The 19,040-nt window shown below is 35.8% G+C and carries 10 protein-coding genes and 2 pseudogenes; 5 read left to right on the forward strand and 7 right to left on the reverse strand.

Annotated elements, in window-relative coordinates; genetic code table 11:
* On the forward strand, positions 1 to 635 hold a 635-nt coding region (locus EDM02_RS01815), incomplete at its 5' end, for an HD domain-containing protein (protein ID WP_123662621.1).
* A 334-nt stretch (positions 636 to 969) separates the two neighbouring features.
* Here EDM02_RS01815 and EDM02_RS01820 read toward each other — a convergent pair.
* Positions 970 to 2,808 (reverse strand): AAA family ATPase, encoded by a 1,839-nt coding sequence (locus EDM02_RS01820; protein ID WP_123662623.1) that lies wholly within the window; start codon positions 2,806 to 2,808, stop codon positions 970 to 972.
* A gap of 253 nt (positions 2,809 to 3,061) precedes the next feature.
* On the opposite strand from EDM02_RS01820, the gene EDM02_RS05945 reads away from it, so the two are divergent.
* Positions 3,062 to 3,184: a hypothetical protein gene (locus EDM02_RS05945; RefSeq protein WP_260215007.1), complete on the forward strand. Its 123-nt coding sequence runs from the start codon at positions 3,062 to 3,064 to the stop codon at positions 3,182 to 3,184.
* A gap of 221 nt (positions 3,185 to 3,405) precedes the next feature.
* Positions 3,406 to 6,555, forward strand: a complete 3,150-nt coding sequence (locus tag EDM02_RS01825; protein ID WP_478210130.1) for a sodium:solute symporter family protein — start codon at positions 3,406 to 3,408, stop codon at positions 6,553 to 6,555.
* Positions 6,556 to 7,274: 719 nt separating this feature from the next.
* Here the strand turns inward: EDM02_RS01825 and EDM02_RS01830 are convergent.
* The 3 genes and pseudogenes from EDM02_RS01830 to EDM02_RS01840 form a co-directional block, all read right to left on the reverse strand.
* Entirely contained in the window at positions 7,275 to 8,276 is a 1,002-nt protein-coding gene (locus EDM02_RS01830; protein ID WP_123662567.1) for an NAD(P)H-dependent glycerol-3-phosphate dehydrogenase, read from the reverse strand.
* 700 nt (positions 8,277 to 8,976) lie between these two features.
* Positions 8,977 to 9,378 (reverse strand): annotated as a pseudogene (locus tag EDM02_RS01835) (IS4-like element ISWosp8 family transposase); the annotation flags it as partial.
* Positions 9,379 to 9,612: 234 nt separating this feature from the next.
* Positions 9,613 to 13,134 carry a sodium:solute symporter family transporter gene (locus EDM02_RS01840; RefSeq protein WP_123662627.1) on the reverse strand — a complete coding sequence of 1,174 codons (3,522 nt, stop codon included), beginning with the start codon at positions 13,132 to 13,134 and terminating at the stop codon, positions 9,613 to 9,615.
* A gap of 415 nt (positions 13,135 to 13,549) precedes the next feature.
* On the opposite strand from EDM02_RS01840, the gene EDM02_RS01845 reads away from it, so the two are divergent.
* A complete protein-coding gene (locus tag EDM02_RS01845; protein ID WP_123662629.1) occupies positions 13,550 to 14,407 on the forward strand; it encodes a hypothetical protein in 858 nt (285 codons plus the stop codon).
* A gap of 255 nt (positions 14,408 to 14,662) precedes the next feature.
* Here the strand turns inward: EDM02_RS01845 and EDM02_RS05650 are convergent, their stop codons facing one another.
* Both EDM02_RS05650 and mltG read right to left on the reverse strand, forming a co-directional pair.
* Positions 14,663 to 15,118, reverse strand: a complete 456-nt coding sequence (locus EDM02_RS05650) for a hypothetical protein (protein WP_184891089.1) — start codon at positions 15,116 to 15,118, stop codon at positions 14,663 to 14,665.
* A 53-nt stretch (positions 15,119 to 15,171) separates the two neighbouring features.
* The gene (mltG, locus tag EDM02_RS01855) at positions 15,172 to 16,239 is read right to left on the reverse strand and encodes an endolytic transglycosylase MltG (RefSeq protein WP_123662631.1); all 1,068 of its coding nucleotides are present in this window, start codon (positions 16,237 to 16,239) and stop codon (positions 15,172 to 15,174) included.
* Positions 16,240 to 16,394: 155 nt separating this feature from the next.
* Between mltG and mutL the strand changes: the two are divergent.
* A pseudogene (gene mutL / locus EDM02_RS01860) lies at positions 16,395 to 18,169 on the forward strand (DNA mismatch repair endonuclease MutL).
* 98 nt (positions 18,170 to 18,267) lie between these two features.
* On the opposite strand, the gene EDM02_RS01865 reads toward mutL, so the two are convergent.
* Entirely contained in the window at positions 18,268 to 18,930 is a 663-nt protein-coding gene (locus EDM02_RS01865) for a BON domain-containing protein (RefSeq protein WP_123662633.1), read from the reverse strand.
* Positions 18,931 to 19,040: the final 110 nt, after the last annotated feature.

A 19,040-nucleotide genomic window follows, 5' to 3' on the forward strand; every position in this document is an offset into this window, starting at 1 on the left:
CGTCGGAAGCGCCTATCACTCCCAAGGAACAGGCTGATTCCATGATGGTGTTAATGCAATTTCATGAGTATGTCTGCCAAGTGGCTGAGGTGGATCCAGGGATGATTGCGGAAATACTTTTATTGCTTAGGCGTTGTTATGGCTTTAAACGCCATGCATCGGGGCAATTGTTTTATGTTCGTGCAGTAGGCATTGCACAATGGGTAGCTACTTGGATTTTCCACTCTCCGAAACCTATTTATGCTTCCCTGCTCTATGACCTAGTACGTTATACCCGTTTGCCTCTTTCTTATATTAAGGCCAATTATAACATGGGTATTTTCTGTTTTGTAGAAAATGTGTTAAACATAGACCAACACCAAGAAATGGCAAAATCTTTACTCCATATTACCAATCGCTTTAAAGAAGCCATCCACCAAGATCACGTTTCCGTATTGTATATCAAATTGGCAGAACGCCTTTATGACCTACACCATGCTGAAGGCTATACCAAGTTAGAAGAGGTTAAGTATATGGCCAAAGAGACCCTTACCGTAGATATTGAATTGGCTAAGAATTATTTGGAGCCGGAGATAGCAGCAGATCTAGAAATCGCAGCTAGGAAGGCACTGGAAATCTGTAAGGAAAAAGTATAATAATTAGTATATGTATTCGTTCAAATCAATCGTAACCTCAATCTTCAATCCCCAATCATCCGTGCGGCCTATGCGTATCCCTATTCGTACCAATTAGAAATTAATTTAGCAATTAAATTAAAAACATTTTTGCCACGCGGGTGAACGGACAATGGCGTCAACTTAAGGTTTAGCTGTTATTGATAACCAAGTAGAATAGGAGGGTAGGCTAATCATGAATTGCCTTAAGTTGACGCCATTGGGTGAACGGACACTTTTATAATTGTTATCTGCCTAAATAATCAACAGTTGGTTCACACTCGTGAAAAGCTATTATGCTATAATAACTTTAGATCTATTTATTTTCATTTGTACAGGCAGATACAGTATCAATTTGATACGCAAAGGCTACTTGCTTGCCACAAAAGGCCATAGAAAGTTTAAGAAGCTTTTTAACATACCTATGTTCCTTGACTTTGGTATCATATTTTTTATCTATAATCTGCTGCAAACCTATTTCGGCTACAGATGGTAAATCTTTTAGGGTTTTAGCTACTTTGTACTCAATAATAATGGCATTATCACTTCTACCAGCTTGTGGCAATAAAATAATATCCGCTCTACCACTACCTGTTTCTCTTTCGCTTTCTACAATATAATCAGGGGTTAACATAGCAATTAACCCCAACATAAAGCCACTATAAAATAGCTCAGCTCTGTTTTCTCCTGTTTGATAAAAACTTGTAGTGCTGCATAACAATTTTTGAAATTGTGTTTTAAATGCTTCTATATCTTCTACACGACAAGTAGGTAATAAAGCAATCAAACTATAGTATCTAACACTATCAATCTCTAATTGATCCGTAACCCATTGTAGAATTCTCGTTTCATAGATATATTTTACTTCTTCATTCGGAATAGATAAGGCATAAATGTTTTTTTCTGGACTTTTAGCAGTGGGATTCAAATAACCGCTAAACAATAACAAACTAAACAAACCCATCGGTTTAGTAATATCCGAGAAACTGATTTGTGTAGCAATAGGTGAAATAATAGGCTCCCCGGCAGTTAAATTTTGTAAATATACTTGCATCTCATCTGATAATAGCATTTTATCGATAAGCGCTGTCCCTCCACTGTCAATCCAGTAATAATCTAATTTACCTTCATTAGACAAACAACACATAATAGACCAGGGGTTATAGGTCACTTTGCCACCAAACGTATAGCCATTGTACCAATCTTTAATCTTAGCTGGATCTGTTATAGCAGGTAGCTGGCTTAACAGTAGCTCAACCTCTGATTGTGTAAATCCATAAAATGAAGCAAATTTCGTATCTAACAAAGTATATTCACGTACATTATTCAAATCAGAAAAAAGATTGGCTTTCGTAATACGCAATATACCGGTAATAACCCCTTTTTCTAAGTAAGGATTGCTTTTTAGGCTACTGCCAAATATAGTACGAAATAATTCCAATACTTGCTCAAATTCTTCTGGTTTATTGCCAAATCTAATATAGGAATTGTTAATAGGGGTATCGTATTCATCAATCAAGATGTACACTTTTTGGTTAAAATGCTTATACAGTAATTCACTTAAAAAACGCAAACTCTGTTTAAGATCATTTTTATCCAGTTTACCGGAAAAATAGTGATCGAGCTGTTCTTTTTGGGATTCTTTTAGAAAAGAGGTAGGATGAGAAATATAACTTTCTAGGTAAACATGTTGCAAAAATAAAGCCACAACTTGTTGCTTGATGTCTGCTTCAATATCCTGATAGTTACTGCCCTTTACATCTTTAAAATTTATGTAGATTACGGGGTATTTTCCTTGCTGCTCCATAGCATAAACATCCGTGTGAATCTTTAAAGCCGCTAACTGTTTTATACCTTTGATATCTAAATCTATATTACCTCCTGTAAAAAGTAACCGGTTGATTCTTTTTTCCTCTGGTAAAAGTTTACCTGCTTCATCTACTTCTATCTCAAAGAATTTCCGAAGCATATCCATATTTAAGCTCTTACCCCAACGTCTAGGCCTGGTAATAAGGAGCACTTCTGCACTATTTTCCAATAGTTCCTGAATCAACAAACTTTTATCTCCTAGAAGATCACTATGTAACCGTAAGGTTTTAAAATCATCGCTACCTACCCTGATACGAGGCCATTGGTAATTTTTATTGCTAGACATAGGAGGAACTGGTTAGTATAAACGTAATTTTAATTTAATAAAATGTAGCCATAGCTGGCTATATAGAGCTAATCCATAATGCTGCAAATGGGGTTAAGATTTTTATGTGAAACACCTTATCCAGGTCCTGGACAATTTTTTACAAATACCTCATTTATCAATAGGAGGCCGTTTGTAGCAGACAATAGCAAAACTTTTTTCATATACAAGTTAATGTTTTCCTATTATTTAATAAGGTTTTTTTATCAAATGGTTGATATCTATTACAACGGCCTCACTGCCTCAGTCACCTGGTACTGGCTGGATAGAGCCAGATGATGCACTTAAGCAGATTAGGCAAGCTCATACATGGAAAAAAGAATGTTTAGCTGGCTAAATATTTAAAAAAACCTTATATAAAATTCCATATAACCACACAGATTATCTCAAAAAAGCAAATGGTACTATACGCATATAAATGACAAAAATGTGCTTTTTATACAAAATATAACCATATCCTTGGCTTTATGGCAAGAATAACCTATAATAAAAACAGATCGTTACTGTTTTTACTTGCTTATTTGATTGTATATGATATCCTTGAATATACCCCTCTTGATGGTGGTAGCCTTTTTGTTATTGACCTTAGCAGTAGGCCTTTACTATAGTAGAAAAACTACCACCTTACGAGAATATGCGGTAGGGAATAAACAATTTGCTACGGCTACCTTGGTGGCTACGACATTAGCGACTGCTTGGGGTGGGGGAGGTTTGGTACGTACGGTAGAACAGGTACATCATCTTGGTCTTTTTTATATAATATTCAGTTTACTTTCCAAAAATCTCTGGGTTATTAGCATATTGGCAGTACGTATGGGGCCATTTATGCAACACCTCTCTATGCCAGAAACGATAGGTAGTGTATATGGTAAGTACCCAAGGCTTATTACTGCTTTGGCCTGTATTGCTGCTTCTATTGCTGCTCTTGCCGTTCAAATCACCGTAATATCCAAGGCAATTAGCTCCTGCTTAGGTTCAGTTGACGCTGAGTTAAAATATTACACTACCGTTTTAGCTACCTTTATCTTAATTTTCTATTCTACTCTTGGAGGTATTCGTGCGGTTACCTTTACGGATGTATTACAATTTATAACCTTTTCTATTATTATTCCTCTTTTGGCTGTATGGATGTTTCACAAGATCAGCAACCCAGTTGCAGAAAGTCTCTCTTTTTTGCAGACACAAGAAAAATTTCAGTTTAGTAGCGTATGCCATTCTCATACTAAATTAATAGGTATAATTTTATTAATTTTAACCAATTTAGTGTCTGGTATAGAACCCCCAAAGATACAACGTGTATATATGTCTTCTGGTATTATACAGGCAAAAAAGGTTTTCTTATATTCTACTTTATTTAGTTTTCTTATAGGCATTTTAATATTATTAATCGGTCTATTTGTTTTTATAGGAGCACCAGCATTATCTATAGAAGCAATTTGGCCCTATATAATGAACAATATTTCGCCTTTTTCTCAAGGCCTTATTTCTATCAGTTTATTGGCTATGACTATGTCTACAGCTGATTCTTATTTAAACAGTTGTGCGGTTATGGTTAGCCATGATATCTTGGAAAGTATAAGAGGGATAAAGGTCCTTTCCAAGGTGTATCAATTCATGCTAGCCAGACTGACTTCCCTAGTCATAGGCCTATTGGCTATGGTATTAGCTTTTTACCGTAATGATTTATTAGACTTACTTAAATTAACTTTTGCTTTTACTGTACCTATTATAACCGCTCCCTTTGTTTTAGCTGTTTTTGGTTTTCGGGGTAGCGGGCGTACGGCTTTGATCGGTATGGCTACCGGTATAGTAACCATTATAGCTTGGAACCAATGGATTGAACCAAAAACAGGCATAGATGGTTCATTTGTTTGTATGCTGGCCAATGGCTTAGCTATGCTAGTTGCGCACTATTCACTGCCTCAGCCACCCGGTACCGGCTGGATAGAGCCAGATGATGAACTTAAACAGATTAGGCAAGCCAATACACGGAAATGGGCACGTAGAAAAGAAGCATGTAAAGCACTTTTTTCAAAAGGTAACTTGGCTAATCTTCAACCAACTACGGTTAGGTTAGTGGGGGTTAGTATATATGTTATTACCACTGCTTTTGTAGATCGTTTTATAATGGGCGCTATGCATCCTACCTATTGGTCAATATTCCAAATTATGGTAGGTGCTTGTTTTGCAGGATATGGGATCTTTATTCCAAAAAATAAATTTCCATCCTGGTTAGTAGCTCGATATTGGCTAATAGGTTTAGCTTTTTGTTTTCCCGTAAATAGTATTTGGCATTTTGGGCATGCCACCGATTCCCTATTGACATTAACTTTAACTTTGGTTCATTTAAGTATAACTTTATGGGTATTACCCTTATATTTGGGGCTTCTGGTCGGTATACCATTCATAATCGTGTATGCCATCTGTTGCATCAAAGCGTTATGGCTATGGGGTACTATGTCACTTCTCCTATTAGGTATAGGATTGCTGATATGCGTCATTATTATTTTCGATAAATTTAGAAACAATAGCTATAAAAATCAAAATACCTATCTAAAAAATCAACAAAAATTAAGAGAAACACAAAAGCTAAAAAGCCTTGCTTATAACTTGCATATTGATACAACACCCGTTACTAGCCAGGAAGAAGAAGATGGTATGATTTTAGAAAAAGTAGTAAAAGATGTTACGCAATCTGTTACATTTATAGATAACACAACGCCTCTCTACAAACAGGATTTTCAAAGTATTATTAATAAATTTTCTGAGTGGGCTATTTTTTTAAAGCAGCAAGCCAAATCTAAAGACCATATCCTATTGCTACCAACTGAAATTTCTATAAATCAACTGATAAATAAAATAGAAGTTGCCTTAGAAAGGGAAATGGAAAATGGCCCTAGATTATTTATAGAGCACAAAGATAATACGGTTCCAGTCAAGATCGTATGTGATGTCAACCAGATCATTCATTTATTGGTTACGGCTATTTTACGTACTGCTAAATCAGATGTTTTAGAGACGCAATTTGTAAGGGTATACTTGTATACCACCCATTTACAATATGAGATCCATGAGCCCATCGATAATGGATATGCTCCAGCGATGGTTTTTTCAGCTATAGCTTTCGTAATAAGTAGCTCTCATTTACCCCTATCGGAGCTACCCAAAGTGCAAAGCTATTATGAGCCTAATAGAGATAATAAGCAAACTAGTAAGCAAACTGCTTATAGACCTCTAGCACAAACGCATATAGATCTTGGCAAAACACATATAGATCTTGGCAAAAAGACCATAGAACGTATTATGCATACCCACTATGGCTATTTGGAAATATCCAATCAAGGCACTATACTGCTGGTGCTTCCTTGGGATGTAACGAAAATCCGAGAGGAGATGATCGCCAAACTACCGATTACACACTTAACGTCGGAAGCGCCTATCACTCCCAAGGAACAGGCTGATTCCATGATGGTGTTAATGCAATTTCATGAGTATGTCTGCCAAGTGGCTGAGGTGGATCCAGGGATGATTGCGGAAATANNACGGAAATGGGCACGTAGAAAAGAAGCATGTAAAGCACTTTTTTCAAAAGGTAACTTGGCTAATCTTCAACCAACTACGGTTAGGTTGGTAGGGGTTAGTATATATGTTATCACCACTGCTTTTGTAGATCGTTTTATAATGGGCGCTATGCATCCTACCTATTAGCCAATATTCCAAATTATGGTAGGTGCTTGTTTGGCGTTTTGTAATGCAGCTGTACAGGCTGATTAGCTAAATATAAATATTTGGCATTAAATAATATAATCTAAATAAGCAGATTATGATAAAAGAGCTTTGTTTTTGGCAACGTCATATTCGCTGTGTTTTCTTGGGTATCGGTTCACTCAATGGCGTCAACTTAAGGCAATTCATGATTAGCCTACCCTCCTATTCTACTTGGTTATCAATAACAGCTAAACCTTAAGTTGACGCCATTGTCGGTTCACTTGCGTGGCAGAAATGTTTTTAATTTAATTATTTAATTACTAAATTATTCGTTACTTTTTTTCTTGATAAAAAAGTAACCAAAAAAATCAAGCGAAGGCGCGTTTTTATGATCTTGCATTATTGTGCTATTTTTAATTGGTGCGAACACGAATACGCATAGACCAGACCACTGAACGGATACTTTCTTGGGCCATTGTGCAAATGCATATACAGGAAATTTTTGCCAATTGTTGGCTTCGAAGTCCTTAATAACCATAAATGTGATATCCAGTAAATGCTCTATTTTGTCATAAGATAAATGATATATTCAATAAATTTGAAAAGTTGATAAGGTGTGCAAGTGATAAAGCGTATAAAACAGTGTAAATACTATGAGTAAACTGAATCTAGCAGTCTAACACCATTAATTTTTGAAGATGAGAAGTTTATTAATAAAATTATTGAAGCAAAGCATCGAGTAAGGTTTGTGGAGAGTATGCTTCATACAAAATTTGATAGACACGAGTGCAAATAGGTAACTGAATTTTGTGCTGTATAGCGTGCTGAATAATAGCAGAACTGGTTTCAACCCCTTCTATGGTTTGATCTATCGATTGTTGAGCTTTTTGGATGGTTTCACCGCGACCGATAGCTAAACCAAAGCGCCTGTTGCGAGACTGATTATTCGTACAAGTTAATATAAGATCACCAATACCAGCACTACCTAGAAACGTTTCAAATTGGCATCCCAGTGCAAGTCCTAATTTTATTATTTCTGATAATCCATTTGTCATTAAGGCCGATTGTGTATTGGCTTTCATGCCTAAGCCTTCCAAAATACCTACAGCAATAGCAAAGATATTTTTCATAGCACCTGCCAGTTCAACCCCCATTACGTCTTGACTGGGTGATATACGAAAATATTGACTTTGAAAGCGATCACACAGTTTCTGAGCCAAATTTTTGCAAGAAGAGGCGATTATAGCTAAGCTGGGAAGGCCTCTAGCTATTTCGGAAGCAAAAGTAGGTCCGGATAACACAGCTGAAGGGATATCACCTAAGATAGTCTGGATGACTTGATGTAACCATTGTTTTTTACATAAGCCTTTACTGGCCCATAGTAGATGCTGGTTATTTGTAAATAAGGGTTTTAATTTTTGTAAGATAATATCGAAGGCAGCACTGGGAACCGCTATCAAGATATCTGTTACGTTTTCTATAGCTTTGGCTAGATCTGAAAAGCAAGAAATAAGGCTAGGTAAACGGATATTAGATAGATAATTTGGGTTAAATCGGGAAGCTTGGAGTATTTCCATATGATCGGATTTATCTCCCCATAAATGTACAATTTGTCCTTTTAGGGCTAGATGAATAGCCAGTGCGGTGCCCCATGAACCAGCACCTAAAATAGCGATGGCAGATGAGAATACACAAGGCTTAGGAGGGTGCTTTATAAACATAACAGTTCAATAAACTAAAATTATAAAAATTTATAAAAATTAATGTGTATATACAAATAAAAAATTAAAAAATTAAAAAAATATAACAGTATTTATAAGTATAACAGATCAATAAATCAACCAATCTATAAAAAATTAAAAATTTTATAGATTAAAAATAATAAAATCTCCATAGTATTCGAGTTTATATATATATTTTATTTTTTTATTAAAAAATCTATAAACAAATATATACAATGCTTACTTTACCCAATCTGAACGGGGAAGAAATAGATTTTTGAAAAGGATAATTTCTCTCTATCTATCCTGGAAGCAAAAAAAACTAAATCCTTTCCATAATCTTTTCCAGATTATAGAGGCTTAGGCCACTCCACTGAACGGATACATAAAAAACGCGCCTTGAACAAAGCTGTGATTAGAAAATTTTAGTCTGAAAGCTTAGTAGAAAATCAACTTGTTTGAGCCCAAGGCTGCAAGCCTGGGCGAGTTTTGATTTTCAGCTTTCAGGCTGAAATTTTCAACAGATTTGTTCACCAGCGCTTGATTTTTTTTGGCTACTTTTTTTGATCAAGCAAAAAAAGTAGCTTTAAAAGAAGTAGTTTTTTTTAAAATGAATAAAATTAGCAATTTTCTATAATCTATAAAACATGACTGCCACGCAAGTGAACGGACAATGGCGTCAACTTAAGGGAATTCATGATTAGCAGACCCTCCTAAAGACATGATGCCGTTTAGGTTTATCCACCTTGTCACGACTATATAATCGCCCGGGTCGGATTTTCACTTTAGCTCGTATGCACACTCTATCAAAGAGTTTCTGAAAGCTTTTAGTTGAGCACTTCCCAATCAGCACTTGATGCATTTTTTGACGCATCACACCAAACAAAACTGAAAAATTCAAACGATACTCATTTATTTTCTCTGGTTTCCAAGGAACTTGAGCATCACACATATGCAGTGCCAATAAATTACACATTACTAAATGAGCCCAAAATTCCTGTAATACAGCTTCTAAATATATACCAGAAAAATTCTCTAGTTCTGCACTTATCTTTAATCGTTTATAACACGCTTCTATATGCCACCTCAAAGCATAAACTTTACAAGGCCGTTGCAATAGAAAATTGAAACGATTGTATTATACAAATTTAAAATTTCTTATAAGTTTACAGCGTTAAAATAGTATGGTTTATGTCCTTTTTAAGGCTTTTAATTAACACTTGTGTGTAGATTTCCTTTTTTTATAAAATTTTTGTTTTCTATTGCAACGGCCTCAAAGTGGCTAATAAAACTACTTCTTTTAAAGCTACTTTTTTGCTTGATCAAAAAAAGATAGCTAATCAGCCTGTACAGCTGCATTACAAAACGCCAAAGCCTGTTTTGCTGCCGTTTCTAATTCCTTTGCGATTTCGGATTCTAAATATTTTTTAGCCAATTCAATATCTACGGTAAGTGTTTCTTTAGCCATCTGCCTCACTGCTTCAAGATTGTTATAATTTTTTGCATAACGTAGGTCATAAAGACGTTCTGCCAATTTGATATACAATACAGAAAGGTGATCTTGGTTGATGGCTTCTTTAAAGCGATTGGTAACATAGAGTAAAGATTTTGCCATTTCTTGGTGTTGGTCTATGTTTAACACATTTTCTACAAAACAAAAAATACCCCGGTTATAATTGGCCTTAATATAAGAAAGAGGCAAACGGGTATAACGTACTAGGTCATAGAGCAGGGAGGCATAAATAGGTTTAGGAGAGTGGAAAATCCAAGTAGCTACCCATTGTGCAATGCCTACTGCACGGACATAAAACAACTGCCCCGATGCATGGCGTTTAAAACCATAACAACGCCTAAGTAATAAAAGTATTTCCGCAATCATCCCTGGATCCACCTCAGCCACTTGGCAGACATACTCATGAAATTGCATTAACACCATCATGGAATCAGCCTGTTCCTTGGGAGTGATAGGCGCTTCCGACGTTAAGTGTGTAATCGGTAGTTTGGCGATCATCTCCTCTCGGATTTTCGTTACATCCCAAGGAAGCACCAGTAGTATAGCACCTTGGTTGGATATTTCTAAATAGCCATAGTGGGTATGCATAATACGTTCTATGGTCTTTTTGCCAAGATCTATATGCGTTTGTGCTAGAGGTCTATAAGCAGTTTGCTTACTAGTTTCCTTATTATCTCTATTAGGCTCATAATAGCTTTGCACTTTGGGTAGCTCCGCTAGGGGTAGATGAGAGCTGCTTATTACGAAAGCTATAGCTGAAAAAACCATCGCTGGAGCATATCCATTATCGATGGGCTCATGGACCTCATATTGTAAATGGGTGGTATACAAGTATACCCTTACAAATTGCGTCTCTAAAACATCTGATTTAGCAGTACGTAAAATAGCCGTAACCAATAAATGAATGATCTGGTTGACATCACATACGATCTTGACTGGAACCGTATTATCTTTGTGCTCTATAAATAATCTAGGGCCATTTTCCATTTCCCTTTCTAAGGCAACTTCTATTTTATTTATCAGTTGATTTATAGAAATTGCAGTTGGCAGCAATAGGATATGGTCTTTAGATTTGGCTTGCTGCTTTAAAAAAATAGCCCATTCGGAAAATTTATTAATAATACTTTGAAAATCCTGTTTGTAAAGAGGCGTTGTGTCATCTATAAATGAAACAGATTGCGTAACATCTTTTACTACTTTCTCTAAAATCATACCATCTTCTTCTTCCTGGCTAATAACAGGTGTTGTATCCATATGCAAGTTATAAGCAAGGCTTTTTAGCTTTTGTGTTTCTCTTAATTTTTGTTGATTTTTTAGATAGGTATTTTGATTTTCATAGCTATTGTTTCTAAATTTATCGAAAATAATAATGACGCATATCAGCAATCCTATACCTAATAGGAGAAGTGACATAGTACCCCATAGCCATAACGCTTTGATGCAACAGATGGCATACACGATTATTAATGGTATACCGACCAGAAGTCCCAGATATAAGGGTAATACCCATAAAGTTATACTTAAATGAACTAAAGTTAAAGTTAATGTCAATAGGGAATCGGTGGCATGCCAAAAATGCCAAATACTATTTACGGGAAAACAAAAAGCTAAACCTATTAGCCAATATCGAGCTACTAGCCAGGATGGAAATTTATTTTTTGGAATAAAAATCCCATATCCTGCAAAACAAGCACCTACCATAATTTGGAATATTGGCCAATAAGTAGGATGCATAACGCCCATTATAAAACGATCTACAAAAGCAGTGGTAATAACATATAGGCTAACCCCTACTAACCTAACCGTAGTTGGTTGAAGATTAGCCAAATTATCTTTTGAAAAAAGTGCTTTACATGCTTCTTTTCTACGTGCCCATTTCCGTGTATGAGCTTGCCTAATCTGTTTAAGTTCATCATCTGGCTCTATCCAGCCGGTACCGGGTAGCTGAGGCAGTGAATAGTGCGCAGCTAGCATAGCTAAGCCATTGGCCAGCATAGAAACAAATGCACCATCTATGCCTGTTGTTGGTTCAATCCATTGGTTCCAAGCTATAATGGTTACTATACCGGTAGCCATACCAATCAAAGCAGTACGCCCACTACCCCGAAAACCCAAAATAGCTAAAACAAAGGGAGCGGTTATAATAGGTACGGTAAAAGCAAAAATTAATTTAAGTAAATTAAATAAATCCTTGCGGTAAAAAGCTAATACCATGGCACATAAGCCTATAACTAGAGAAGTCAGTCTAGCCAGACGAAGTTGATGCGTATAAGGAACCCTTTTCACTCCTCTTATACTTTCCAGGATATCATGGCTAACCATAACAGCACAAGCATTTAGTTTAGAATCTGCTGTAGACATAGCCATAGCCAGTAAGCTGATAGAAACAAGGCCTTGAGAAAAAGATGAGATGTTTTTCATTATATAGGGCCAAATTGCTTCTATAGATAGTTCTGGTACTTGTACAAAAACAAACAACCCAATTAGGATTATGATAATTTTTATCAGCCAACTAAATAAACCAGAATATAAGAAAACCTTTTGTGCCTGAATAGGGCCAGAAGACATATAGATTCTTTGAACCATTGTAGGATTAATACCAGCAGCCATACCAGATAATATTAGTGACATTATAGCTACTAGTTTAGTATCAAAACGTAATAGGGTTTTAAACTGAAATTTTTCTTGCGCTTGCAAAAAAGAGATGCTTTCTGCAACTGGGTTGTTGATCTTGTAAAACATCCATATAGCCAAAAAGGGAATAATAATAGAAAAGGTTATAAATTGCAATACATCCGTAAAGGTAACTGCACGAATACCTCCAAAAGAAGAATAAAAGATAAGGATTAAGGTAGCTAATATGGTAATATATTTAGGTTTAGGGTTAACTGCATCTATACAACATATGCTGATTACTTGTGATATTACAGTGATTTGAATAGCCAAACCAGCAATAGAGGCACCGATACAAGCCAGAGCAGTAATAACTCTTGGATATTTACCATATACACTTCCTATCGTCTCTGCCATAGAGAGGTTTTGCATAAATGGCGTCATTCGTAATGCCAATGGTCTAATAATAATCCAGTAATCTAAATTAGCTAGAAGAGAATATATTATATAGTAAAGACCAAGATGATGAACCTGTTGCACACTACGCACCAGCCCCCCTGCACCATAATTAGTAGCTAACACCGTAGCTACTAAGGTAGCGGTAGCAAATTGTTTATTGCCTACCGTATATTCTCGTAAAGTAGTTGTTTTTCTGCTATAGTAAAGGCCTACTGCTAAGGTCAATAACAAAAAGGCTACCACCATCAAGAGGGGTACATTCAAGAATATCATATACAATCCAATAAACAAGTAAAAACAGTAACGATCTGTTTTTATTATAGGTTATTTTTGCCATAAAGCCAAGGATATGGTTATATTTTGTATAAAAAGCACATTTTTGTCATTTATATGCGTATAGTACCATTTGCTTTTTTGAGATAATCTGTTTGATTATATGGATTCGCAGGATATTTGCCAAAAATGCACTGTAGATTATGTATACAGCAGATAATAAATTTGAAAAATGTCCCTTTTTTATTAAATTGATAAAATTATTGTATTATTAATAATTTTAATTAAAATTAAATTAAAAATTAAACCTAAAACTAAAATGTTATATAATTACCGCATTATTCGGCAGCTATTTTTCTTTTTACTTCTATTAAGTAACACGGCTTGTGGTAACGGTAAAGGAAGTAAAAATTCTATGCAGGATCAGGATATACCACAAGAAAGAAAGCAACCTGATACAGATTTACCGTCAACTAGCTCTGTTACAGAGGAGTTGTATACGGAGCAAAAAGCAGATAAGCTTTTTTTTGTAATGGAACGTCTTAGTGAGGATAACGAGTCATTCTGGTATCAATTTATAACAGCTAATAAGGAATGTATTCGTAAGTATGGTAATGAATATAGCGTGGATGGTGGGAAGTATTCCCTTTTAAGGTCTCAAAATGCGTTGGATATATTTAAGGAAATTTTTCTACTAAGAAATAGAAGAAATCAATCGGATGAATTTTGGATTGCTTATATTACCATTCAACCTGTTTCTAAGGCAAAAACGGTTGCATATAAAGATATAGAGATGGCCATGTTGGTAGGGACTGCTGGTGATTTACCTTTTACAAGCCACCAAGGTATTTTTCGAACTCCTAAGTTTATCATAAATATGATATATAAAGAAAACAAGAACCATATGCACAAAAATATCTCTGTAGCTTTCCATGCCTTTGCTGCACGTACCATGTTAAAATTGCATCCAGAGAAGGTATATATGATTAATACACCAGCCAAAGAAATGCGTGAGATATTGATCAAGGCGTTACCAGCAGAAACTATTTCTGTAGAAGATACTATATACAATACAGACTTGGTAGAAGAACATCTTCCTGTTCGTAGTGTTCGTATCAAGAAAATAGATAAAAAAGGTGGTATAACTATTTTAGATAAAAATGGGCATTCGGAGATAGGCCACCTTAGTGCAGAGAGAAAAAAAGAATGGTTTCGTGATATGGGTGTGCCCTATGTTGCCATTGACCTTAATGCCCTAAGCAAGACTGCTTAATGAATAGACTTGCTTTTGCCATTTGCCTGCTTTCTATTTGATATAATTTTTTTTCAGATAGCGTGCCAGCTGTCTTGGGCTCTTTCCCATGCGATCCATTCTATTGTGTTTTGGTTTAATTCTATACCATGCCCTTAATTGGGCTTTCCATAATAGTATTTTCCCAAATTTATACAACTTGTTTAGAAAGTTGCGGATGCTTTTACTTAAAGAGACAATTTTCCTTTTCTTTCTAAGCTTTTTACTCTATGATAATCAATATAAAATCTCATTAGATAGACCTTGGGCCCTGTTAGATATTTTCATAGCTGCTACTAGACCTAGATGGTCTAATACTTTACTGCCTAATATATTCGATGGCCAAACATTCTTTTTTCTGTGTATAAGCTTGCCTAATCTGCTTAAGTGTATCATCTGGCTTGCCCAGCCGGTACCGGGTGGCTGAGGCAGTAGGTAATGTGCAGCTAGCATAGCTAAACCATTGGCCAGCATAGCAACAAATGCACCATCTATTTCTGTTTTTGGTTCAATCCATTGGTTCCAAGCTATAATGGTTACTATACCGGTAGCCATACCAATTAAAGCCGTACGCCCACTACCCCGAAATCCCAAAACAGCTAAAACAAAGGGAGCGGTTATAATCGGTACGGTAAAAGCAAAAAATAATTTAAGTAAATCTAATAAATCATTGCGGTAAAAAACTAATACCATAGCGCATAAGCCTACCACTAGGGAAGTCAATTTACCAGTTATAAATAAGATAATCAGCGCATAATTTTTAGTGCATTGAGCACCCTTCTATATTTATTGGCATTGTTTACATGCGTTTTATAATTATTTGTAAAGTAATGTAGTCCTGAAAAGTCTTCCTTTGCTGAAAAGAAAAGGTAATCATGTTGTATATAATTTAAAACGGCATCAATCATATGCACGCTGGGTAAAGCAATAGGCCCAGAAGGAAGCTCTTTTTTACGATACTGATTTATATAGATATAGGTATCATTTTTCAGTACCCTTTTAGCTACAATTCCTTTTTCTTTTAACGCATAAATAAGAACTGGACAGGATTGCAGCGGCATCTTACGCTTAAGTCTATTCACATAGACACCTGCAATAATAGCTGCTTCCTGCTGATCATTTGTTTCTGATTGTACAATAGAAGCTAAAATAGAAACGGAAATAGGACTTAATTGCATTTTTGCTGCTTTCTCGAGCCGCGTAGCATTCCAAAAACGTTTATAATTAGAATATATTTTATACAATAACTGCTCTGCGGTAATAGTCCAGTACACTTCATAGCTATCTGGAATAAACATGGTTAAGATATTTTCTGCAGAAAACCCATAGTTCAATAATTGCTTAGCATCATTGAGCAAATGTAATAGTTCTTCCTGCGGTATGCCTATACGCTTGACCAGCTGCGCTACCAAATCTTCTTTATTGGTTGCAGTAGAAAAAGTAATCTTTACGGGATATTGCATAGCACCACGTAACATTTTAACCAATTGCCAATTATTCATATTGCTAATCAGCTGATACTGTCCTGGAGCGTACTGGGGTTTATATCTCAATATATATGCAGTCCATAAAAAAGTAGTTGCATTTTTTATATATCCTGCCTTTTTTAACTGCGTGGTGAGCTGATCAAGCGTACATGCCCTTGGAATAATGAGCAAACGATCTGGCTGGCCTAAAAGAATGTTAGCCCGATAACATATGCCATACCAGGTAGAGCAAACCAAAAAACTAAAAATAAGTAACCAGCAACCCTTTTTTTGTGTGCTTTTAAAAAAAATACGACTAGATATATAATCTAAGGCGTGTCCAGCCATAGTTTCTCAATGTGTTAGATGAACGTTAGATGCATGCGCAGTAGACCAGTTTAGTACGTTTTTGCAATTGTTGCAACATAATGATCACTTTCGCGTAAACTTTTTTTATTAAATTTAACGAAAAGTCTAGTTATTCTAATAACTATAGCATTATTATAATGAATACAATTCGTCTTTTACCTGATTTACTGGTTAATCAAATAGCAGCTGGAGAAGTTGTACAACGGCCTGCTTCTATAGTAAAGGAATTACTGGATAATGCCATAGATGCAGCTAGCAAAACCATAACAATTATTATAAAAGATGCTGGTAAGCAGCTTATTAAAGTTATTGACGATGGGGTAGGTATGAGTGAAACAGATGCGTTGATGTGTTTTAAAAAGCACGCAACTTCTAAGATTGCTACTACAGCGGATTTATGCAAAATACAGACCATGGGTTTTAGAGGAGAGGCAATGGCTTCTATTGCAGCTGTAGCACAGGTTGAAATGGAAACCTGTTTGCATGAAGCATCTATTGGCATTGCTATTACTATAGAAGGATCTAAGGTAAAAAAGCAAGAAGCGATTGCTCCCTCACCTGGAACAAGGGTAAGTGTTAAAAATCTATTTTATAACGTTCCAGCACGAAGAAATTTTTTAAAATCTAATGCAGTAGAATTCAAACATATTCTAGAGGAAGTGCAACGTGCAGCACTTGCTAGGTCGGATATTGGATTTATCCTTTATCACAATGATACGGAAGTATACAAGCTACCAGCAGCAAAAGTAAGCCATAGAATTGTACATTTGTTTGGAGATAGCTATAAAAAACAACTTATCCCTTGTAAAGAAACCACTGATATCATAACCATAGAAGGCTATATAGGTAAACCAGAACAGGCAAAAAAAACAAGGGGAGAGCAGTTTTTATTTGTAAATCAGCGTTTTGTAAAAAGTCCATTTTTGCATCATGCGATTAAAAATGCTTACGGTAAGCTTTTACCAGCCGATAGCTTTCATGTTTATGTTCTCTACCTTACCATCGATCCTAAGTTGATCGACATAAATGTACATCCTACCAAAACAGAAATCAAATTTCAAGATGAAAGAACGATTTATGCTATACTTCAAGCCGTAGTTAAAAGAAGTTTAGCCACCCATCATGTGGGCGATTCTTTAGATTTTGAGCAGAATACTAATTTTTCTGCGTTGCAGTTTACCACTCCTGTTGCTATAAAAACGCATATAAAACCGCATTCTTTCCATTCAGAAATGGAAAGAAATTATACACAGTTTAAAACAGATCGTTCTGTTTCATCTTTGATTCCGCCTAAAAATTGGCAAGATCTATTTACAGATAGCCCAGCAGCTACACCATCTTTACTAGAAAAACCCGTTGAAGCGTTTCACCATAAAAATGCAACAGGGCAAGCGGTACAATTATATGCCAGCTATATTATTACACAAATACAGTCTGGTGCGCTTTTAATTGATCAGCAAGCAGCCCATGAACGTGTACTATATGATAAGTTTCGCAACCATTTACAAAATAGAAGTGGTGCATCACAGCAGTTGCTTATGCCCGAACATCTGGTTTTAAATCCTGTAGACTACATGATGGTATTAGAAAATGAAGCCATATTGCGTTCGTTGGGATTTGTTATACATCCCTTTGGGGAATCTACCATTATTATCCATGGNAATTAGTAGAAGGATTAATAGAACAGTTTAAAATACGCAATAGCAAGGAAGTAGACTCCACTTCGGAACGTTTGACAAAGGCATTGGCCAAAAAAGCCAGTATACCCCATGGAAAAAAACTTAATGCAGTAGAAATGGATGCATTGTTGGCACAGCTTTTTTCATCTAGTAATACGATATGTACACCAGATGGAAGAAAAATATGTGTGATCCTACCACAAGCTATTTTGATAGATTTACTTAAATAAACATGTCTATATATTATATATTGGTAATCAGCTACGTATAGGCCATACCGCTGAACGGATACCTTTTGCTGGATAATTACGTTGTACGTAGCCCCTGTTTATGCTATAGTTAATGTATTGGCGACCTCCGTAACGCCTGGTAACGACCAAGCAGCCTCTTCTGCTTCTTTCATTTCATCAAAATTACGCACCTTCCCTTTAAGGATGATCTTACTGCCAACTACTTCGACTTGAATGCTATTAGCATCTATACGTGCATGGCGCTCAAATTCTCTAATAATCTGTTTTTTTACTTTGTCTGTATCGATACCCATACTAGGTTTTACTACCATATTATTGACTACGGCCTTTACACCCCAAAGCTTGCTCACTATCGACATAGCCGTATTCTTTTGATACTGCCACTCCAGTTCTCCAGACAAAATAACATGACCCTTTTCTACCACTATTTTAATACATTTATCTGGTATCATTACATTTAATTTCAATGCGCTAGTTACTGCTTCAGCTATCTCTGCATCACTTCTTTTTCCCAATACAGTAGGATTTACCTTAATTTCATCCACTACCCCCCGCACTTCAGCTATATTTTTAACAGCGTTTTCCGCAATAGATTTTTCAATAAAGGTTTTAACTGTTCCACCAAGTAATACAATATCGTGATTACCTTTAATAGAAACCGTAATATTGGAAGCGTTAAGCCTCGGCTCAAATGCAAGCTTTTCCATTACAACCGTATATAATTCCCCATCTGTTACCATAGTTACCTCCTTGTTTAAGATACATTCGATTAAATATGATATAAACTATTAAATATGATATAAACTATAAGCTGTACTTTAAAAAAGTATAGCTCCTTACGCTTATGCAG

The sequence above is a fragment of the Candidatus Cardinium hertigii genome (assembly GCF_003788695.1).

What these genes read in the sequence shown, in the direction of transcription:
- EDM02_RS05650 (WP_184891089.1), bottom strand. Translation starts at nt 15,118, where the DNA reads ATGGTATTAGTTTTTTACCGCAATGATTTATTAGATTTACTTAAATTA.
- EDM02_RS01830 (WP_123662567.1), bottom strand. Translation starts at nt 8,276, where the DNA reads ATGTTTATAAAGCACCCTCCTAAGCCTTGTGTATTCTCATCTGCCATC.
- EDM02_RS01840 (WP_123662627.1), bottom strand. Translation starts at nt 13,134, where the DNA reads ATGATATTCTTGAATGTACCCCTCTTGATGGTGGTAGCCTTTTTGTTA.
- mltG (WP_123662631.1), bottom strand. Translation starts at nt 16,239, where the DNA reads ATGGCTGGACACGCCTTAGATTATATATCTAGTCGTATTTTTTTTAAA.
- EDM02_RS01865 (WP_123662633.1), bottom strand. Translation starts at nt 18,930, where the DNA reads ATGGTAACAGATGGGGAATTATATACGGTTGTAATGGAAAAGCTTGCA.
- EDM02_RS01820 (WP_123662623.1), bottom strand. Translation starts at nt 2,808, where the DNA reads ATGTCTAGCAATAAAAATTACCAATGGCCTCGTATCAGGGTAGGTAGC.
- EDM02_RS01845 (WP_123662629.1), top strand. Translation starts at nt 13,550, where the DNA reads ATGCAGGATCAGGATATACCACAAGAAAGAAAGCAACCTGATACAGAT.